General features: G+C 49.6%; 12 protein-coding genes, 1 tRNA gene and 1 pseudogene. 2 read left to right on the forward strand and 12 right to left on the reverse strand.

Annotation, left to right across the window (positions count from 1 at the left end; all coding sequences use genetic code 11):
• Nucleotides 1-57: 57 nt before the first annotated feature.
• Nucleotides 58-894, reverse strand: a complete 837-nt coding sequence (fdhD, locus tag L5M40_RS19370) for a formate dehydrogenase accessory sulfurtransferase FdhD (protein ID WP_105250949.1) — start codon at nucleotides 892-894, stop codon at nucleotides 58-60.
• Nucleotides 895-1035: 141 nt separating this feature from the next.
• Here fdhD and L5M40_RS19375 point away from each other — a divergent pair.
• A tRNA-Sec gene (locus tag L5M40_RS19375) sits at nucleotides 1036-1130 on the forward strand.
• A gap of 69 nt (nucleotides 1131-1199) precedes the next feature.
• On the opposite strand, the pseudogene selB reads toward L5M40_RS19375, so the two are convergent.
• The 9 genes and pseudogenes from selB to hutC all read right to left on the reverse strand — a co-directional run.
• Nucleotides 1200-3047: pseudogene (gene selB / locus L5M40_RS22645) on the reverse strand (selenocysteine-specific translation elongation factor); the annotation flags it as partial.
• Nucleotides 3044-4465, reverse strand: coding sequence for an L-seryl-tRNA(Sec) selenium transferase (selA, locus tag L5M40_RS19380; protein ID WP_263257108.1), 1422 nt, complete (start codon nucleotides 4463-4465; stop codon nucleotides 3044-3046). The pseudogene selB and the gene selA, both read right to left, overlap by 4 nt.
• Before the next feature lie 96 nt (nucleotides 4466-4561).
• The gene (gene fdhE, locus L5M40_RS19385; protein ID WP_263257091.1) at nucleotides 4562-5467 is read right to left on the reverse strand and encodes a formate dehydrogenase accessory protein FdhE; all 906 of its coding nucleotides are present in this window, start codon (nucleotides 5465-5467) and stop codon (nucleotides 4562-4564) included.
• Nucleotides 5467-6108, reverse strand: a complete 642-nt coding sequence (locus tag L5M40_RS19390) for a formate dehydrogenase subunit gamma (protein ID WP_011982054.1) — start codon at nucleotides 6106-6108, stop codon at nucleotides 5467-5469. Before L5M40_RS19390 ends, fdhE begins: the two co-directional genes overlap by 1 nt.
• On the reverse strand, nucleotides 6105-7016 hold the full coding sequence (fdxH, locus tag L5M40_RS19395) for a formate dehydrogenase subunit beta (RefSeq protein WP_287480897.1): 912 nt from the start codon (nucleotides 7014-7016) through the stop codon (nucleotides 6105-6107). Before fdxH ends, L5M40_RS19390 begins: the two co-directional genes overlap by 4 nt.
• Nucleotides 7017-7018: 2 nt before the next feature.
• Nucleotides 7019-10033 carry a formate dehydrogenase-N subunit alpha gene (gene fdnG, locus L5M40_RS19400; protein ID WP_158683032.1) on the reverse strand — a complete coding sequence of 1005 codons (3015 nt, stop codon included), beginning with the start codon at nucleotides 10031-10033 and terminating at the stop codon, nucleotides 7019-7021.
• Between the two features lie 675 nt (nucleotides 10034-10708).
• Nucleotides 10709-12250 (reverse strand): histidine ammonia-lyase, encoded by a 1542-nt coding sequence (hutH, locus tag L5M40_RS19405; protein ID WP_263257093.1) that lies wholly within the window; start codon nucleotides 12248-12250, stop codon nucleotides 10709-10711.
• Between the two features lie 52 nt (nucleotides 12251-12302).
• Complete coding sequence (gene hutU / locus L5M40_RS19410) at nucleotides 12303-13970, reverse strand: urocanate hydratase (protein ID WP_173496972.1); 1668 nt, start codon at nucleotides 13968-13970, stop codon at nucleotides 12303-12305.
• A 155-nt stretch (nucleotides 13971-14125) separates the two neighbouring features.
• Complete coding sequence (hutC, locus tag L5M40_RS19415) at nucleotides 14126-14833, reverse strand: histidine utilization repressor (protein ID WP_263175893.1); 708 nt, start codon at nucleotides 14831-14833, stop codon at nucleotides 14126-14128.
• Between the two features lie 173 nt (nucleotides 14834-15006).
• Between hutC and hutI the strand changes: the two genes are divergently transcribed.
• A complete protein-coding gene (gene hutI / locus L5M40_RS19420; RefSeq protein WP_198573384.1) occupies nucleotides 15007-16233 on the forward strand; it encodes an imidazolonepropionase in 1227 nt (408 codons plus the stop codon).
• 97 nt (nucleotides 16234-16330) lie between these two features.
• Here the strand turns inward: hutI and L5M40_RS19425 are convergent, their stop codons facing one another.
• Both L5M40_RS19425 and L5M40_RS19430 read right to left on the reverse strand, forming a co-directional pair.
• Nucleotides 16331-17083 carry a siderophore-interacting protein gene (locus L5M40_RS19425; RefSeq protein ID WP_263173719.1) on the reverse strand — a complete coding sequence of 251 codons (753 nt, stop codon included), beginning with the start codon at nucleotides 17081-17083 and terminating at the stop codon, nucleotides 16331-16333.
• Nucleotides 17076-17636, reverse strand: coding sequence for a MarR family winged helix-turn-helix transcriptional regulator (locus L5M40_RS19430; RefSeq protein ID WP_113941237.1), 561 nt, complete (start codon nucleotides 17634-17636; stop codon nucleotides 17076-17078). Before L5M40_RS19430 ends, L5M40_RS19425 begins: the two co-directional genes overlap by 8 nt.
• Between the last annotated feature and the right edge of the window lie 269 nt (nucleotides 17637-17905).

Consider the following 17905-nt stretch of genomic DNA (forward strand, 5'->3'; position numbering starts at 1 on the left):
CCGTGTGCCAGAGTGATTGAAGTCGTTCGACAACTTCAATCACAAGTGGCCTCACGCTTAAATGGCTTTAGCTAAGCTGACACACTGCTGCCCCAACAGGCGATAACCGTGGGTGTAAAGCGTTGCCCTGCCATTACGGCAAAAACCGATAAGCGTGATATTGCTTTTCTCTGCTAATTCCAACGCCAGTGAAGTCACGGCGGACATAGCAAACAGAATTTGGATATTGGCACTAGCGGCCTTTTGCACCATCTCAAAACTCGCGCGACTGGTGAGCAATACGGCCACTGGACGTTCCACATTATGAGCGGAAAAGGCGCCAATTAGCTTGTCTAGTGCGATATGCCTGCCTATATCCTCATAGGCGGCGATGATCTGTCCTTGATGGTTAAGCCCCATGGCCGCATGAGTGGCGCCCGTCAGCTTAAAATGTTGTTGATTATCTTGAAGTTGCCCAAGTGCGACCTGTAAGTGTTCGATATCAAATCTGGCATCTGAGTCCACCCGCATCACAGGCTTGACGGCCTCTTCGAGCTGGGCGACGCCGCACAATCCACAACCTGTGCGCCCCGCCATATTGCGCCTTTGTTGCTTGAGTTCCATAAAGCATCGTTGGTTGATTTCCACTTGGATCAACACGCCTTCACTGGTGAACTCGAGCTCAACCCCTTTGATATCATTGATATGGGAAACGATACGTTCAGATAACGTAAAACCAATAGCGAAGGCTTCTAAATCTTGAGGGCTCGCCAACATCACGGTATGCGCTATGCCGTTATAGACCAGTGCAACCCGCACTTCATTAGCTAAGTAGTCAGTCAGCTCAGATGCGTGCCCATGTTCTAACAAGATCACGTTTCTTTCTGTCACCACTTCATGTGAATGATATTCCATAGCGCCCCTTTAAAACTATAAAACCAAATAAAAACAATTAGTTTGATGACAATTTAAGACTTGTATCACAAACCCATAAACTAAATAAGAATCGCCTTGAATCATCCTTACGCATTTTCTACTATCCCTAGGTCTTCTATTGGAAGAACGTCGTCTCCGGTGAGGCGTCCGGATTTCAAATCCGGGTAGGGCTGCCAGCAGTCCTGGGTAGGTTCGACTCCTATGTTCTTCCGCCAATTCTCATGGGAAAAAAACAACTCCGCATCCCGAACTTCTCGACTATTACTGCGATACTTCCTACGGGTAAAACCACTTCTGTCAAAGAACTCAAGCAGTTGAATACTCACCTTACGCCCAAGCCCAACCATGTCTTTAAATTCTGCCGTTTCGAGCTTGCCGTGTTCTGCAATATGAGTACGTACTAAGCTGGCGTAGTAACAGATTTGCTCGCTGAGCAAATATCTGTCCTTCACCACAGCAGTAATAAACCCCTGCTGCACCAGCTGGAAACACAGCAGCCTTAATTTGGCAGGTTCAAGCTCAAGGTATTCGCCCATTTCGGTGACCCACACGGGGGCGGTTTGCTCGGCAAGCCAAGGCGCAAGTGCCTGCCAACAATGCTGCGCCTCAGCATCTAGCACTATTTTGTGCTCGGCCAATTGCAACAGGGCGCCACGCAATACCATGCGTCCCTCTTGGCAAAGCGTGTCGAGCACTTTATTGGCTAATTCGGGCGGCAAAGCGCTATGGCTCATTCGCTGCAAGCGATTACGCCCAAGCCCAAGTTGGTCAGGATGCTGTTGATGGAACTCGTTAAGTAAAGTAATAAACTGTTGTTTTTCTTGCTCAAGTAAACTTGTCGCTATAGCAAATGCCCCAAAACGAACTAAACCCGCTTGGGCTAACAGCATTGCCAGCCCTTCGTCGGTTAATTGCCAACGCCACGCGATTTCATCAAGCTCTAGCGCCTGAGTTTGGCCGAGTAAAGCCACCACATGGGCAGGATTATCCAAGCGTGCTAATTGCAGTAATCTCGCGACTCGTTCAGGTGTACGTTTCTTACGATTAGGGACTTTCAGCGCCAACACTCGCCCCGCACCTAAAGTCTGTTTACCTCCAATGTGTCGCAGGACAATTCGATCGTCCTGACATAGGAGTAGTGGCTTTTCGAGTACTAACTCCGCCAGACAGAAGCCTTCTTCATCAGCTTCATTTAACAGGGAAACTCGACCTAAAGTATGATCGGCACCATGGTGACAGTGGACATTTTGCCAATGCACTAATGGCTCACAGCCTAAAAAATCGAAGGCTCGAATGTGCACAACGGGGCGGCTACAGAGCTCTGCTTGAGGCAAACTGCTCAGCCAATCGCCACGCTCTGGCTCCCTATGGTTATCGACACCCGTTAAATTGAGTGCTACGCGTGTACCCGTGACAGCCCTTTGGGCTTCTTGTCCCTGACAATGTATGCCTCGCACTCTGAGTTTGGCCTTTTGCCCTGAGCTAAAAAGACTATCCCCCACACATACGCTGCCGCTGATCACTGTGCCCGTCACGACACAACCCGCACCTTTCACACTAAAGGCGCGATCGAGCGTCATCCTAAAGCTGCTGGCATCCTCCGCTCGCTTTGACTCTTGCTCACCTAAATCAAGAATATGCGCCTTCAGCGCCGCCACGCCATTGGATGCTAAGTCGGCGGTTCCATTCGCCGACACTTCAAAAACACCACTGGCCTCAATGCCATACTCGGCCAGCAAAGTGAGTCCATCGGCGACAAGCTGTGCCGCCTTGTCACTATCAACTAAATCCCGCTTAGTTAGCACTAAGGTCAAACTGTGCAAAGGTAAGAGCGCAAGAATTTGCAGATGCTCACGGGTTTGCGGCATTACGCCATCGTCACAGGCCATCACTAACAGGGCATGCCGAGCATGACTCACGCCCACCAGCATGTTGTTGATAAATTTTTCGTGGCCGGGCACATCAATAAAAGCAAGGCGCGAACCATCTCGAAGTGGCATAAATGCATAGCCAAGATCGATCGTCATACCGCGGCGTTTTTCCTCCGGCAGACGATCGGTATTCATCCCAGTCAAAGCACGAATAAGCGTACTCTTGCCATGATCGACATGACCCGCAGTCACAATGATCACAACTGCACACCTAAAGTGCTCAACTCGGCGAGGAGTTCGGCTTCACTATCAAGACCGCGCAGATCTAACCTGAGTTGGTCCTGACACATGCGGCCTATGATAGGCCGTGCCGCCTGCTTAAATTGTTGTTCTAACAAACTTAAACTACCGCCATTGAGTGCGGTAAAACACAACGCCACTGAGGGTAAAAAAGTATCGGGCTGTGAGCCACTGCCGACTTGTGTTTGGCACTCGACTAACTCAATGCGATAACAAGGTTCAAAATGTGGAACCAAAGCTTGCTGTAAGCGACGACCAATCTGCCATAACGTCTCTTGGCTACGGGCAAATTTCGCCATAATAGGCAGCTCAATGTCTAAGGTTTCAGGGTTAAGATAGTGGATCAATGTCGCTTCTAACGCCGCCAAAATCAGCTTATCGCAACGCAGGGCGCGCTTTAGTGGATGACTCTGTAACTGCTTAATCAGCGACTGTTTGCCAACGATCAAACCAGACTGAGGGCCACCCAATAGTTTATCGCCGGAAAAACTCACTAAATCGACCCCATCGGCTAGCATGGCTTGGGGCGTAGGTTCTTGTTTTAGGCCAAAGCGGCGCAGATCCGTCAGTGATCCACTACCAAGATCCGAAATGAGTGATATGCCACGCTCACGGCATAACTGACCCAGCCTTGCCTCCTCCACTGCGGCAGTAAAACCACTAATATGATAATTACTGGTGTGGACCTTCATTATCGCAGCGGTATTTTCAGTAATGGCCTGCTCATAATCCTTAAGGTGAGTCCGATTGGTGCTGCCGACCTCGACTAAGGTGCAGCCCGCTTGGCGCATAATGTCAGGGATACGAAACGCGCCGCCAATTTCCACCAACTCACCACGGGAGACTATGACTTCTTTCCCCGCCGCCACCGCAGAAAGCATCAACAAAACCGCAGCGGCATTGTTATTCACGACACAACAAGCCTCGGCACCCGTTAAGCGCTGGATTAAAGCACTGATCGCATTATCCCTGTGACCACGTTCACCTGCCGCAAGCTCAAACTCCAGCGGTGTGGGGTAGCGCATAACAGAAGTCACGGCTCGAATTGCCGCTTCTGACTGCTGCGCTCGGCCAAGGTTGGTATGCAATATGGTGCCAGTGAGATTCCACACGGGTTTTAAGCTGTGGCTGTAATCGTTAGACAGTTGATCAACCAAACATCTGTGCAATTGCGCAAGCTCACCACACCATGTCGGCAAACGGTGCTCGCGGCCGATTAAGCTGCGCGCCGCCTTTAACTGGGTATCCAGTGCGGCCTTTACTGCCGCTTTGCCGTAGGACTGCAGCAATACTACAAAACTAGGCTCTGCAAGTAAGCTATCCATTGAAGGCAAAGCTCGGTACAGAACTTGTAGTGTTTCAGGTGCTTGGGTCATCATCTGTGTCATTTTGTTTATATTATTGCCATTGGTTTATAAAAAGCAGGAAGGGATCAGCAACCCGACTCCCTCCCGCATTTGTTTAAGCTATGTGGCTTACGTGGTTTCGTGGGCCAGTAGCAGTGGGTTCAATGTTGTCGCCCCAAAGCCCTTAGCATTTAGCTCACTGTCTAACATCAAGGTCGCGAGATCGTCTGCCGCCACATCCATAGAAGGTGACTTTTCGACGAACATCATCTTGGTATAACCATGACATTCATCGCAGCTTTCGATCCGCACTTGAGCCTTGGCATCATCTAGCGACCAAATCGTCATCTCTTTGTCCTGACCGCAACTGGTGCAATGGGCACGAATGTAATGCCATTCGCTCTCGCACAGACTGCAATGCAAGTAGCGCAAACCAGCTCGGGGCTGATCGACAATCACACTCGCCACTGGATGACATCCACACACGGGACACATACTCTGCTGCGCCACCTTGCGCTGATCCATCCGCTTGATGACCATAGGTGCCCAATGCGACCAATAAACGCCCATCGCCGCCCAGATAAATAAGCTAAAACGGGCAGGCACTTCACTGACATGCCCTTGGCGTAGTGAACGCCCCCACGAACTCAGTTGCTCGGGCGATTGCTGCATCAGCAAACGCACTACCCGAGCTATGGATTCATCCACCTGCGGCAACAAATCACTTAACAGTTGCTGTAGCAGTCCTTGCCAATAGCTATCTGCCTCTGAGCCCAAAAGGGAAAGCGGAGTCGCCTCATCTTTCCCCCAAGCGAGAAGCTTACCGAAGTCAGCCTCCTGCGCTAACCTGGCCTGTATAGAGACCAAACGGCGACATAGCTCAAAGTAGTCAGCCAGCGGCGAGTCCTTGGCCAATGACAGCAAACGTTGCGCCCTTCTGTGATACACAGCTTGGGGATCTGCCGCTTTTAACGGTTTAAGTTCCAGCGGCGATTCGCTGCCTTGGGCCAGAGGTATCTCGGCTGTATGACTCATTAATGTTTCTCCACGTCCGAATGTTCATCCAACATCACAGGGTGATGTTTGCGGCACCAAGCCTTAGAGACTTTGCCGTAAAGCATGCCTGTAACCGACCCTTCCACCCATGTCGCCATCCAGAAATGCACCATCACAAAAATCAACATGATGAGCGCACAAATGGCGTGCAACAGAATGGCCCAACCCACCACAGTGGCGGAGAAATAGGGCGCAAAGTAAGGCTGCCACATGATGATTCCCGTCACCGTTAAAGTGATAGATGTCAGCACGAAGGCGCGAAACAATACCTTTTGTCCAGGGTTGTAATGGCCGATAGGCGGGATTTTCTCCTCGTTCTCGAACATCACATCCTTAATGGCGAGCATCCAAGCGAGGTCGTGCTTTTCCCATTTGTTGTGTTTGTAGTAACGCACCAACATCAACATCAGAGGTAAGCACATCATCAAGCCCGCAATGGGATGAATAAACTTCGCCAATTGCGGTGTGCCCGCTATCGCCCCAAGCCATTGAAACGACGGATAGAAGAAGGAAAAGCCTGTGAGAAATGTCACTAGGCCAACCGCCACAATGAACCAATGACAGATGCGATCGAACAGCTTGTGACGCACTATCATTTCTTGCTTATCATGCTTGCTCATTTGTCGGCCCCCTCTTCCTGCTTAGCCTCTTCCTCTGGCGGTTGATAACCCGGTTGGTCTTCTTCAACTATGTTGCGACCGACGGTGATCTTATGCAGACAAGCGACGGCGGCAGTGGCAAGAATACCCATAGTGCCTAAAGGTTTGACCCAGTCCTGCCACAGAGTGAGTGACAGTGGGATCTGCGGGTTATCAGGCATGTTGTAGCTTTCGGGCTGCTCGATATCGTGCAATATCATCATCATACCCGTGCCACCTACACCCTCAGGGTTATAAAGTCCTGCCTTAGCAAAGCCCTTTTCCTTCAGTTCTTCGACCCGTTTTTGCGAGTAGAACAACATGTCCTCACGGGTGCCAAAACGCAGCGCCCCTGTGGTACAGGACTTAACGCAGGAAGGTTCCAATCCCACAGCCAAACGGTCAGAGCACATAGTGCACTTGTAGGCCTTGTTATCCTTAGGATCGATTTTGGGCACATCGAAAGGACAAGCACTGGCGCAATAACCGCAGCCGATACATTTGTCCGAATCGAAGTCCACCACACCATTGGCGTGCTGGATAATCGCGCCCGAGGTCGAACAGGCCGTTAAGCAGGCAGGGTCAGCACAGTGCATACAGGCCGAGTGGGTAAATTGCCAACGCAGCTTGTTGCTTTCCATCACCTCATGGAACTCCATCAGGGTCCAACATTGGCCCGATAGCGACATAGGGTTTTGGTAACTGCCTTGGAAAGTACCTACCTCTTCCCGTAAATCATTCCACTCAGAACACGCCACTTGGCAGGCTTTACAACCATTACACTTAGTGGCGTCGAACAGCTTGGCGACCTTTTCTGACGAATTACGCCCCTTTGCCGCAGGCGTCACCGCTGAAGTACCGGAGCGGCGGATAATGTCTTGTGATGCCATAATCAGATCCCCTCCGCTTTAGTGATGTTAACCAAAAATGCTTTGAACTCAGGCACCTGTGTATTTGCATCCCCCACTTCCGTGGTGAGTACGTTACAGGAGTAACTCTTACGAGTGAGCGCATTATGGCTGCCATGACGGGGTAACCCGACGGTATGGACTAACTGGCCATTTACCTTTAACGGCTGTAGCCGTTTAGTCACTAAGGCTTTGGTTTCAATGCTGCCGCGTTTAGAGCTGACAGTGACCCAATCCCCATTGGCGATACCTTTTTCTGCCGCTAACATTTCATCGATTTCGACGAAGGTTTCAGGCATAGAAATCGCAGCTAAACGAGCATGCGTAGACCAGAAGTTAAAGTGTTCAGTTACACAGTAAGTAGTTGCCACATAAGGGAAGTCCTTATGGGAACCTAAGGTTTCCTTCACACCCGGTAACATACGTACCGCAGGGTTACTGGTGACCTTGTGTAACGGGTTCAACCCAATAGGCGACTCCATCGGCTCGTAGTGCTCAGGGAACGGACCTTCGGCCAATAGTTTAAGGGCGAAGAAACGACCCACACCTTCGGGTTGCATGATGAAGGGGCCAGCGGATTCCTGTGGTGTTAACTTCATATTGAAGTCGCCCACATCGATACCGTGCCACTTACCGTCAACCCACTCGACGATAGTGCGTTTTGGATCCCAAGGTTTGCCGTTGATATCGCAAGAAGCGCGGTTATACAACACACGACGGTTTGCTGGCCAAGCAAATGCCCAACCCGGAGTAATACCTTTACCCGAAGGATCATGGTTGTCACGGCGAGCCATCAAGTTGCCTTCTTCGGTCCAAGAACCCGCATAAATCCAACAGGCGCTGGCGGTACTACCATCGGCTTTCAGTTCAGCAAAACTACTGAGCTGACGTTGAGTCACGAGATCCTTACCGTTAAGCTCACGAGCGATTTCTTCTGCGTGCGGTGAGTGAGGATTGTGGTAATTCCAGCTCATCGCATGTACAGGCTCAGGCAACTTACCGCCCTCTTGTTTGTACAGTTCACGCATTGCCATTAAGACGCCGGAGAGAATCTCAGCATCTGGCTTGGCCTCACCCGGCGGGTTAGCACCCTTCCAATGCCACTGTATCCAACGGCCAGAGTTGACGATGGAACCTTCTTCCTCGGCAAAACATGTCGTAGGTAAACGGAACACTTCCGTCATAATTTCAGCGGGATTGACTTCATTGAAGCCATCGGCATTTTGCCAGAAGGTTGCGGTTTCCGTTGCCAAGGCATCTAACACCACCATGTACTTAAGATTACTCAAGGCTTTGAGTACCTTATTACGGTTTGGCATAGAGTTAATGGCGTTAACACCTTGGATAATGTAGCCATTCACTTCGCCGTGGAAAGCCATATCTAAGTGTTTAGTAAAGTCGTACTGCTTGTCCCATTTCGGCAACCAGTCATAACCAAAGTCATTTTCAACCGTAGCGTTATCGCCCCAAAAGCTCTTCATTTGTGAAACAAAGAATTTAGGGTAATTTTGCCAATAGTTGGTTTGACCCGGACGCAGAGCGACAGGGGTATAGTTGTGGAGATAGGTTTTAAGATTAATGTCTTTTTCGTTCGGCAACTTGAGGTAACCGGGCAAGCTTTGACACAATAAACCCATATCGGTCGCGCCTTGCACGTTCGAGTGTCCGCGCAGAGCGTTAACACCACCGCCCAACACCCCAATGTTACCCAGCAGCAACTGCACCATGGCCATAGAGCGAATGTTCTGCGCCCCTTTACTGTGGTGAGTCCAACCTAAGGCATACATAAAGGTCGCGGCTCTATCGTGGGTATGAGTGCTACCAATTTGTTGGCAAACGATCTCATAGTCCGCAATCGGCGTACCGGTAATATTGCTTACTGTTTCAAAGTCATAGCGTTCTACATGTTGCTTCATTAAGTTCCACACACAGCGTGGATGTTCGAAGCTAGGATCGATTTTCGCGTAACCCTGTTCGTCTAACTCGTAGTACCAAGACTCTTTATTGTAGCTATCTGTTTCTTCATCGAAACCGCTGAACAGACCTTCACTAAAAGAGAAGTCTTCGCGCACTATGTAACTGGCATTGGTATAAGCCTTCACATAGTCGTAGTTCACTTGTTTAGTTTCAATAAGATAGCGGATCACTCCGAGCAGGAAGGCGATATCTGTACCCGAGCGGATCGGCGCATAGTAATCGGCCACAGCGGCGCTACGGGTGAAGCGAGGATCGACCACCAAAAGTTTAGCGTTGTTATGTTGCATAGCTTCTGTAACCCAGCCGAATCCGACAGGGTGAGCCTCTGCAGCATTACCGCCCATAATAATGATCAAATTAGAGTTTTTAATATCGATCCAGTGGTTGGTCATGGCACCACGTCCAAATGTCGGAGCAAGACTTGCTACCGTTGGAGAGTGTCAGTTACGCGCAATAGTATCGATTGCAACTAGGCCCAGTGCCCGTGCAAATTTCTGGGTGATATAGCCGCCTTCATTCGGCATCGCCGACGAGGTCATCATCCCAGTGCTAAGCCAACGGTTAACCGTCATCCCAGCAGAATTCTTTTCAATCAAGTTAGCATCACGGTCATTCTTCATCAGACGGGCGATGCGTTGGTAAGCTTCAGTCCAGCTGATACGAGTCCATTCATTACTGCCTGGCGCACGGTACTCAGGATATTTAAGACGATTAGGGCTGTTCACATAATCTACTAGACCAGCACCCTTAGGACACAAGGCCCCGCGGTTAACTGGATGGTCTGCATCCCCTTCGATATGGAAAATACTTTGTTCGGCGTTTTTGCCGTTACTTCCTTTGCTGTACATCAGCAATCCGCAACCCACTGAGCAATAGCAGCAGTTATTGCGGGTTTCTTTCGCGCTAATGAGTTTGAATTCTCGAACGGCCGCATAGGCCTTTTCGGACATCAATCCCAACGCTGAAATTGCTGAGGTGGCAGCTCCGGCAGCACACAGTCTAAAAAACTGGCGTCTGTTCATTGCGTCCTCTCACACTCTTGTCGTTATGAGTCTAGTGGTTGCTGTGGTAAAAATGGCAACCGATTGAGTGAGTCCTACTAAAGACCACACTTAATTTAAGATTATCCCCAAAGAAGAAATAGATAACAAATAATGACATGAGATCAAGATCCCAAATAAACAACCACAGAACTTAACTCCAAAAAACATTTCAAATAAAGCACCAAAGACCAATAAATGATAATAAAAGCACAATTTAAGGAATTAAAAACCAATAAACCACAAAAGACATTTTGTCCAACATGGCAACCCCATATTGTCCCACATCATATGGTTGTGGTTATTAAAAATGATTACATGCATTCAAATATGCATAATGATGGCGGATAAAAACACAAAGGTAACGGTTTCTAGAGGGATAGATAGCCACAAAAACTGACAATGTAAAGATTAGGGTAAAAAGTGCAGAGTCTGCGGTGTTAAACACACCAAAATGGCAAAGACAAAGATCGAGGAAAAGCAGATAAAAACCAAAGAAAAAGGCACAAGCAATCTGCCTGCACCTTAAATTTTGCCTTTTAACGCTTATTTTTAGCACATTGAGGTGCAAAATCTGGGCGCGATAACAAAAGCGCCTCAGTGCAGCCTATTCCCGCGGAGTAAACACCTGTTCAACCATTAAACTAAAACAAACGCCTAAAAGCTGGCTAGCGTTCCTGCAGGCAGATAAGTGTTAAAGCTCGCTGTATACAACAAATCGGTCGCGGCTTCGATATCTGGCGCGAAGTATCTGTCTTTATCGTAATAGGCGACGACTTCACGCAATTCGGCTTTAGCCTTAGCCACTGCAGCACTTGGGGCTAAAGGAGCGCGAAAATCTAAACCCTGAGCCGCCGCTAACAATTCAATTGCCAGTACACCACGGGTATTTTCGCTCATATCGCGCAAGCGGCGGGCAGCAAAGGTCGCCATAGAAACATGATCTTCTTGGTTAGCCGATGTTGGCAAGCTGTCAACTGATGCCGGATGTGCGTAGGTTTTGTTCTCGGACGCCAATGCCGCCGCCGTCACTTGGGCGATCATAAAGCCTGAGTTAACGCCACCGTTTTTCACTAGGAAAGGGGGTAATTTCGACAGGCTAGAATCGATTAGCAGTGCAATACGACGCTCGGCAATGGAGCCCAGTTCAGCAATTGCAATCGCCAGATTATCCGCCGCCATAGCCACGGGTTCGGCGTGGAAGTTACCGCCAGAAATGATATCGCCCGTGTCTTGGAACACCAGTGGATTATCGGTTACGCCATTGGCCTCAGTGCCTAACACATCAGCCGCGTGACGAATTTGGGTCAAGCAAGCACCCAGCACCTGTGGCTGACAGCGCAGTGAGTAAGGATCTTGCACCTTTTCACAGTTAGCATGACTTAAGCTTATCTCAGACTCTTCACCCAGTAGATGACGGAAGACCATGGCCGAATCGATTTGACCTTTCTGACCACGCGCCGCATGGATGCGAGGATCAAACGGGCTACGACTGCCCATAGCGGCTTCGACGCTCATGGCACCGATCACTGAACTTGCTGCGAACAAGTCTTCGGCATGGAACAACCCTTCCAGCGCCAGCGCAGTCGACGCTTGTGTGCCGTTAAGCAAAGCCAGCCCTTCTTTGGCCGCTAAATCGATTGGCTTGAGACCAGCAATTTCTAAACCTTCGGCGGCGGAAATTAACTCGCCTCGATAGCTCATTTCGCCTTCGCCCAGCATAGGCAAACACATGTGCGCCAGTGGCGCTAAGTCACCCGAGGCACCGACTGAACCTTTTTCTGGCACGCAGGGATAAACTTCGGCGTTCACTAAACTGATTAAGAAGTTAATCACTTCTAAACGAATGCCTGAAAAACCACGACTTAATGAATTGATTTTTAACACCATCATCAAACGCACTGTGGCATCTTGCATGTATTGCCCCGTGCCAGCGGCATGTGACAACACGATAGAACGTTGCAGCAATTGCAGATCTTCGGGCGCTATCTTGGTATTGGCCAACAAGCCAAAGCCCGTGTTGATGCCGTAAACAGTACGGCCTTCATCCAACACTTTTTGCACGATTTGCGCACTGGTGTTGATATCAGTAATCGCCTCTGGTGCGAGTTCCAGTGTCAACTTATGACGGCTGATTTCGCGCAATTGCGCTAGGCTCAAGTTGCCCGGCGTTAACACTAAGTGATTCACAGATTTCATATTTTTAGCTCCAAGCTTTTAGTTATTATTGTTATTGAGTCGTTAGCATCGGCTAGTCTTGCATAGGTAAATCGAGGCCCTGCTCCTTGGCGCAGTTTTTCGCAATCTCGTAGCCCGCATCGGCATGACGCATCACGCCTGTCGCAGGGTCATTCCACAGCACACGGCCAACCCGTTTTGCCGCCGCATCTGTGCCGTCACACACAATCACCACACCCGAATGTTGGCTAAAGCCCATACCGACGCCGCCGCCGTGGTGCAGCGACACCCAAGTTGCACCGCTAGCGGTGTTGAGTAGCGCGTTCAATAATGGCCAATCGGATACCGCATCTGAGCCGTCCAGCATAGATTCGGTTTCGCGGTTCGGGCTGGCCACTGAGCCAGAATCTAAGTGGTCGCGACCGATTACCACGGGCGCCGACAACTCGCCATTTTTGACCATTTCATTGAAAGCTAACGCCAAGCGAGCGCGATCTTTTAAGCCAACCCAGCAAATACGCGCTGGCAGACCTTGGAAGGCGATACGCTCGCGCGCCATGTCTAGCCAATTGTGCAGGTGTGGATTATCTGGGATCAGTTCTTTGACTTTAGCGTCGGTTTTGTAGATATCTTCGGGATCGCCAGATAACGCCACCCAGCGGAACGGGCCAATGCCTTCACAGAACAGTGGGCGAATATAAGCAGGTACAAAACCTGGGAAATCGAAGGCATTTTCAACGCCCATTTCAAACGCCATTTGGCGAATGTTATTACCGTAATCGAGCGTGGCTGCACCCGCGGTTTGCAGGTCGAGCATGGCTTGTACTTGCACCGCCATCGAAGCTTTCGCCGCTTTCACTACGCCCGCTTCGTCGGTTTTACGCATGGCGGCGGCCTCAGCCATAGTCCAACCCTGCGGCAGATAACCGTTTAACGGATCGTGTGCCGAGGTTTGGTCGGTCACCACATCTGGGGTAACGCCGCGGTTAACTAATTCAGCAAACACATCGGCGGCATTCGCTAATAAGCCCACTGATACTGGCTTACCAGCTTGGTTCGCTTCTTCAATCATGGCTAATGCTTCATCGAGCGAAGTGGCTTTTTTGTCAACATAACGAGTACGCAGGCGGAAATCGATGCGGGTTTCGTCGACTTCACAGGCTAACACTGAGAAGCCAGCCATAGTGCCCGCCAGCGTTTGTGCGCCGCCCATACCACCTAACCCGCCAGTAAGGATCCATTTGCCTTTAGAGATGCCCTCAAAGTGCTGTTTTGCGACCGACACAAAGGTCTCGTAGGTGCCTTGGACTATGCCTTGAGTGCCGATATAGATCCAAGAACCCGCCGTCATCTGACCGTACATGGCCAAACCGAGCTTGTCTAACTCGTTGAAATGCTCCCAGTTCGCCCAGTGTGGCACTAGGTTTGAGTTAGCAATCAGCACGCGCGGTGCATCCGCATGGGTGCGAAATACGCCCACAGGTTTGCCCGATTGCACTAATAAGGTTTCGTCGTCTTCGAGGCGTTGTAAAACTTCGATAATTTTGTCGTAACAGTCCCAATCGCGGGCGGCGCGGCCGATACCACCATAGACGACTAAGTCTTCTGGGCGCTCGGCGACATCGGGATGTAAGTTGTTCATTAACATACGCATTGGCGCTTCAGTGAGCCAACTCTTACAGCTTAATTGTGTGCCATGCGGTGCAATAATACGGCGGCTTGGGTCGTGGCGCTTATCCATTGAATTTTCCTCTTTCAACCTGTGGTGCTAACTCGTATTCGCTAAGTCGCTAATACGGGTTAGCACTATTGTTTTTATTGTGTTTTTATCTTTTAACTTATAAGGGTACAGCTATCAAAGTTACTGATTTACATCTGTTAATCACGCCACTGGCGTTACTTGCTAAAGGTTAAGTGGCCGCCGAGTTTAAAGCGGCTACCTGGGTGAACTAATTTTGCGAAACTCACGACGCCTTGGCGTGACCAAGTACGGCGTAAAATCTGTAGACAGGGCTCAGTGGCGGGGATTTCGAGCCTTTGCTGTAATTCTTCACTGGCGATAATCGCTTCAATCGTGTGATGCGCCTCGGTCAGCGGTGCCACTTGGGACAAATATTCGTGGGGTGTCTGCTGGGTAAAATCCTGCAATAAATAATCGGGCACCAACTCGGGATTCACATAACGCTCTTCAACTTGCAACGGTAAGCCCTGCTCGCAATGCACTAAGATCGAATGAAATACTGCCGCACCGTGCTCAAGCCCAAGGGAAATTGCGATACTCGTACTCGCCGCGACTTGCTCTAACGCCCATTGCTGTACGCTATAGCCGTGGCCACGGTCTTTTATCTCATCGGCAATATTGCGGATCGCCAACATAGACGACTGGGATTTACACCCTGCGACAAAGGTGCCTAGCCCTTGAGAACGCTCAAGCACACCGCTATCCGTAAGTTCGGTTAACGCACGTCGCGCCGTCATTCGGCTGCAGGTAAACAAGTCGGCCAGCTGATTCTCAGAAGGCACGCGGGCGTTTTCTTCCCACTCGCCAGATTCGATAGAGGAGATAATGTATTGCTTAATTTCTGCAAACTTAGGTGTAGCCAAAACATTTCCTCAATATAAAGCGCTAGAATCTAGATGCTATTCACTCTTTCAAACGTTCAAAATTGCGGCTACAATCCTAGCTTGTATATACAAGTAAATACAAGCCAGCTCACATAAATTTAATAAACCGTTAATCACTTGGTTAACATCTGCCAGCACAGCGAGGGGAATACATGTCTTGGGATCAGGTTTGGATAGACGTTAACTTAGCCACAATGGACCCTTCCGTATCAGCACCTTATGGTGCGATCACCAACGCGGCCATCGCAGTAAAAGATGGCAAAATTGCTTGGCTTGGCCCCCGCAGCGAACTGCCCGCCTTCGATGTTTTGTCAATTCCCGTTTACAGGGGCAAAGGCGGTTGGATCACCCCAGGATTAATTGACGCCCACACCCACTTAATCTTTGCCGGTAATCGCGCCAATGAATTTGAGTTACGCCTACAGGGCGCCAGTTACGAAGAAATTGCTCGTGCAGGTGGCGGCATTATTTCGACCGTTAAGGCCTGCCGCGAAGCGGATGAAGCAGAATTATTTGAACTCGGCCGCCAGCGCTTAAACGCGCTAGCCAAAGAAGGAGTGACTACGGTTGAGATCAAATCGGGTTACGGCTTAGATACTGAAACTGAATTGAAAATCCTGCGTGTCGCCCGCGAGCTCGGCAAACATCACCACGTAGATGTGAAGACCACATTCCTTGGCGCCCATGCGATTCCGCCAGAATATAAAGACAATAGCGACGGCTATGTCGACTTAATTATCAATAAGATGCTACCCGCAGTGATCGCCGAAAATCTTGCCGATGCAGTGGATGTGTTCTGCGAGAATATCGCCTTTAACCTTGAGCAAACCGAACGGGTGCTCAACGCAGCCAAAGCGGCGGGCTTAGAGATTAAGCTCCATGCCGAGCAGTTAACCAATATGGGCGGCAGCGCACTGGCCGCACATCTTGGTGCTAAGTCTGTGGATCATATCGAATATTTAGATGAGGCAGGCGTAAAAGCCTTAAGTGAAAGCGGCACCTGCGCCGTACTGCTGCCCGGCGCGTTTTACTTTTTGCGGGAAACCCAAAAACCACCTATCGATTTATTGCGCCAATACGGCGTACCTATGGTGCTCGCCAGCGATTTCAACCCAGGCTCATCCCCCATTTGCTCAACCCTGTTGATGCTGAATATGGGCTGCACCTTGTTCCGCTTAACGCCAGAAGAAGCCCTAACAGGACTCACCTTAAATGCCGCCAAAGCACTAGGAATTGAAGACACTGTTGGCAGTTTAGTCGTTGGCAAACAAGCCGATTTTTGTCTGTGGGATATCGCCACGCCTGCGCAGTTGGCCTACAGCTATGGCGTCAATCCCTGCAAAGATGTGGTGAAGAATGGCAAGCTAGTTCACCAGTAGCCTAAATGCATCAATAATAGGTGCATCAGCAGCAAAAACGGCATAAGCGAAAGGTTAGATAAGGTCGCTAAATCAAACTTGGCGACCTTATCTTGATTTAAACACTGGCCCCATTTTCTAACTGTTCATCTTCTTGTTTTACCAGCTTATGCTCGCCCTCATTACAACCAATTTTCCAATAGCTCGATGTGTAAAAATGGCTCTTGGGCAGTGAATGCGCTTGCTTAAAGTGTCTTCTTAGCGCGCGCATGCTGTTAAATTCACAGGCAATCCACACGGCTGGCTCGCCAGCAAGCCAAGGTAATTGGGCAATTCGCTCGACCAAAGGGCGACCTTCGGGATCGGCTTCAGGATTGATCACCCAATGCAGCTCGACGCGTTCAGGATGCACTAAAGGTTGAATATCTGCTTCACTTAGCACTTCTACCACAGCGTAACCTACTGCATTGTTTGGCAATTTTTCCAGATTCACGCTAATTGCGGGTAAGGCTGTCATATCACCTGCGAGTAAAAACCAATCCGCCTCAAAGTTGATCAGTTTTTTAAGTCCGGGTCCGCCAATTTGAATGAGTTCGCCCACCTGCACCGTTTTCGCCCAACTCGATGCGGGGCCGTCAGTATCGTGCAGCACAAAATCCACATCGATTTCATCATCGCGTTGCTGGCGGATAGTGTAAGTTCGCATTAATGGACGCTCACCCGCTTGTGGGAATAACAACTTGATATAGGCACTCTCTTGATCGACAGGAAATCCAGCCAATCCCGCACCGCCTAAGGTGATGCGTAACATATGCGGAGTGATATAAGTCGAGCGGATCACTTCTAGCTCACGTGGTGCAGGTTTATTCATTATGATTTTCTCCTATTGCGTTTTCTGCCGTTAAGCGCAACTCAATGGCTCCTTTTCCAGCCGTATCTTTTGGCTTACTAGATGGTCTTTTTTGAGTAAGGCAATCAGTTTCACTTTTGGCGGCAGCAGCATCATCCACACTTTTACTGATCCTATTGGCAAGTTTAATAAAAGTATCAACTTCGTCTGAACTGAGCGCCTGCGTCATGCGCGCCACGGTTTTACGTTCTGAGGCATTGATCTGAGTCATGATCTTTTCCCCCTCAGCCGTGGGTCGCAGCAACTGGCTGCGGCCATCCTTAGGGTTATCGATTTTAGTGATCAACCCACTCTGCTGTAGCTCATTAAGAACACGGGTAATTTGTGCTTTATCCCGCTGCATACGCAGGGCGATAGACTGGGCCGTTGATTCAGGATTACGACAAACCCCCTTCAAGGCACGGATATGAGTGACAGGTAAATCAATCTCTTGTGCAGCAATATCACTACGCAATTGCTTTTTGTAGGCATGCACTAATCTGTGCAAAGTTTCACTGAGTGACAATGACGACATAGAAGGCTCTCGATATAGTTGACTGTATCAACAATATCGAGATTGATTGATTGTGTCAACTAAGTAGCCCTGTACTGAGTGTGCGGCAATGTGCAAATAATCAGAAAATGATTAAGCACTAGCTTTCCAGTGACGCGCCATAAACTCATCCTTGAGGGCTCGACCGTGACATCCCTGTCACAAACGGTGACTTAGATGCCAGTGCTTAATCTCATCAACTCCCGCGCATATTGACGATCTAGTTTAGCCATTAGCCTTATGCAATTTGA

The organism is Shewanella sp. SM68, from assembly GCF_025653925.1.
GTDB classification, from domain to species: Bacteria; Pseudomonadota; Gammaproteobacteria; order Enterobacterales; family Shewanellaceae; genus Shewanella; species Shewanella oncorhynchi.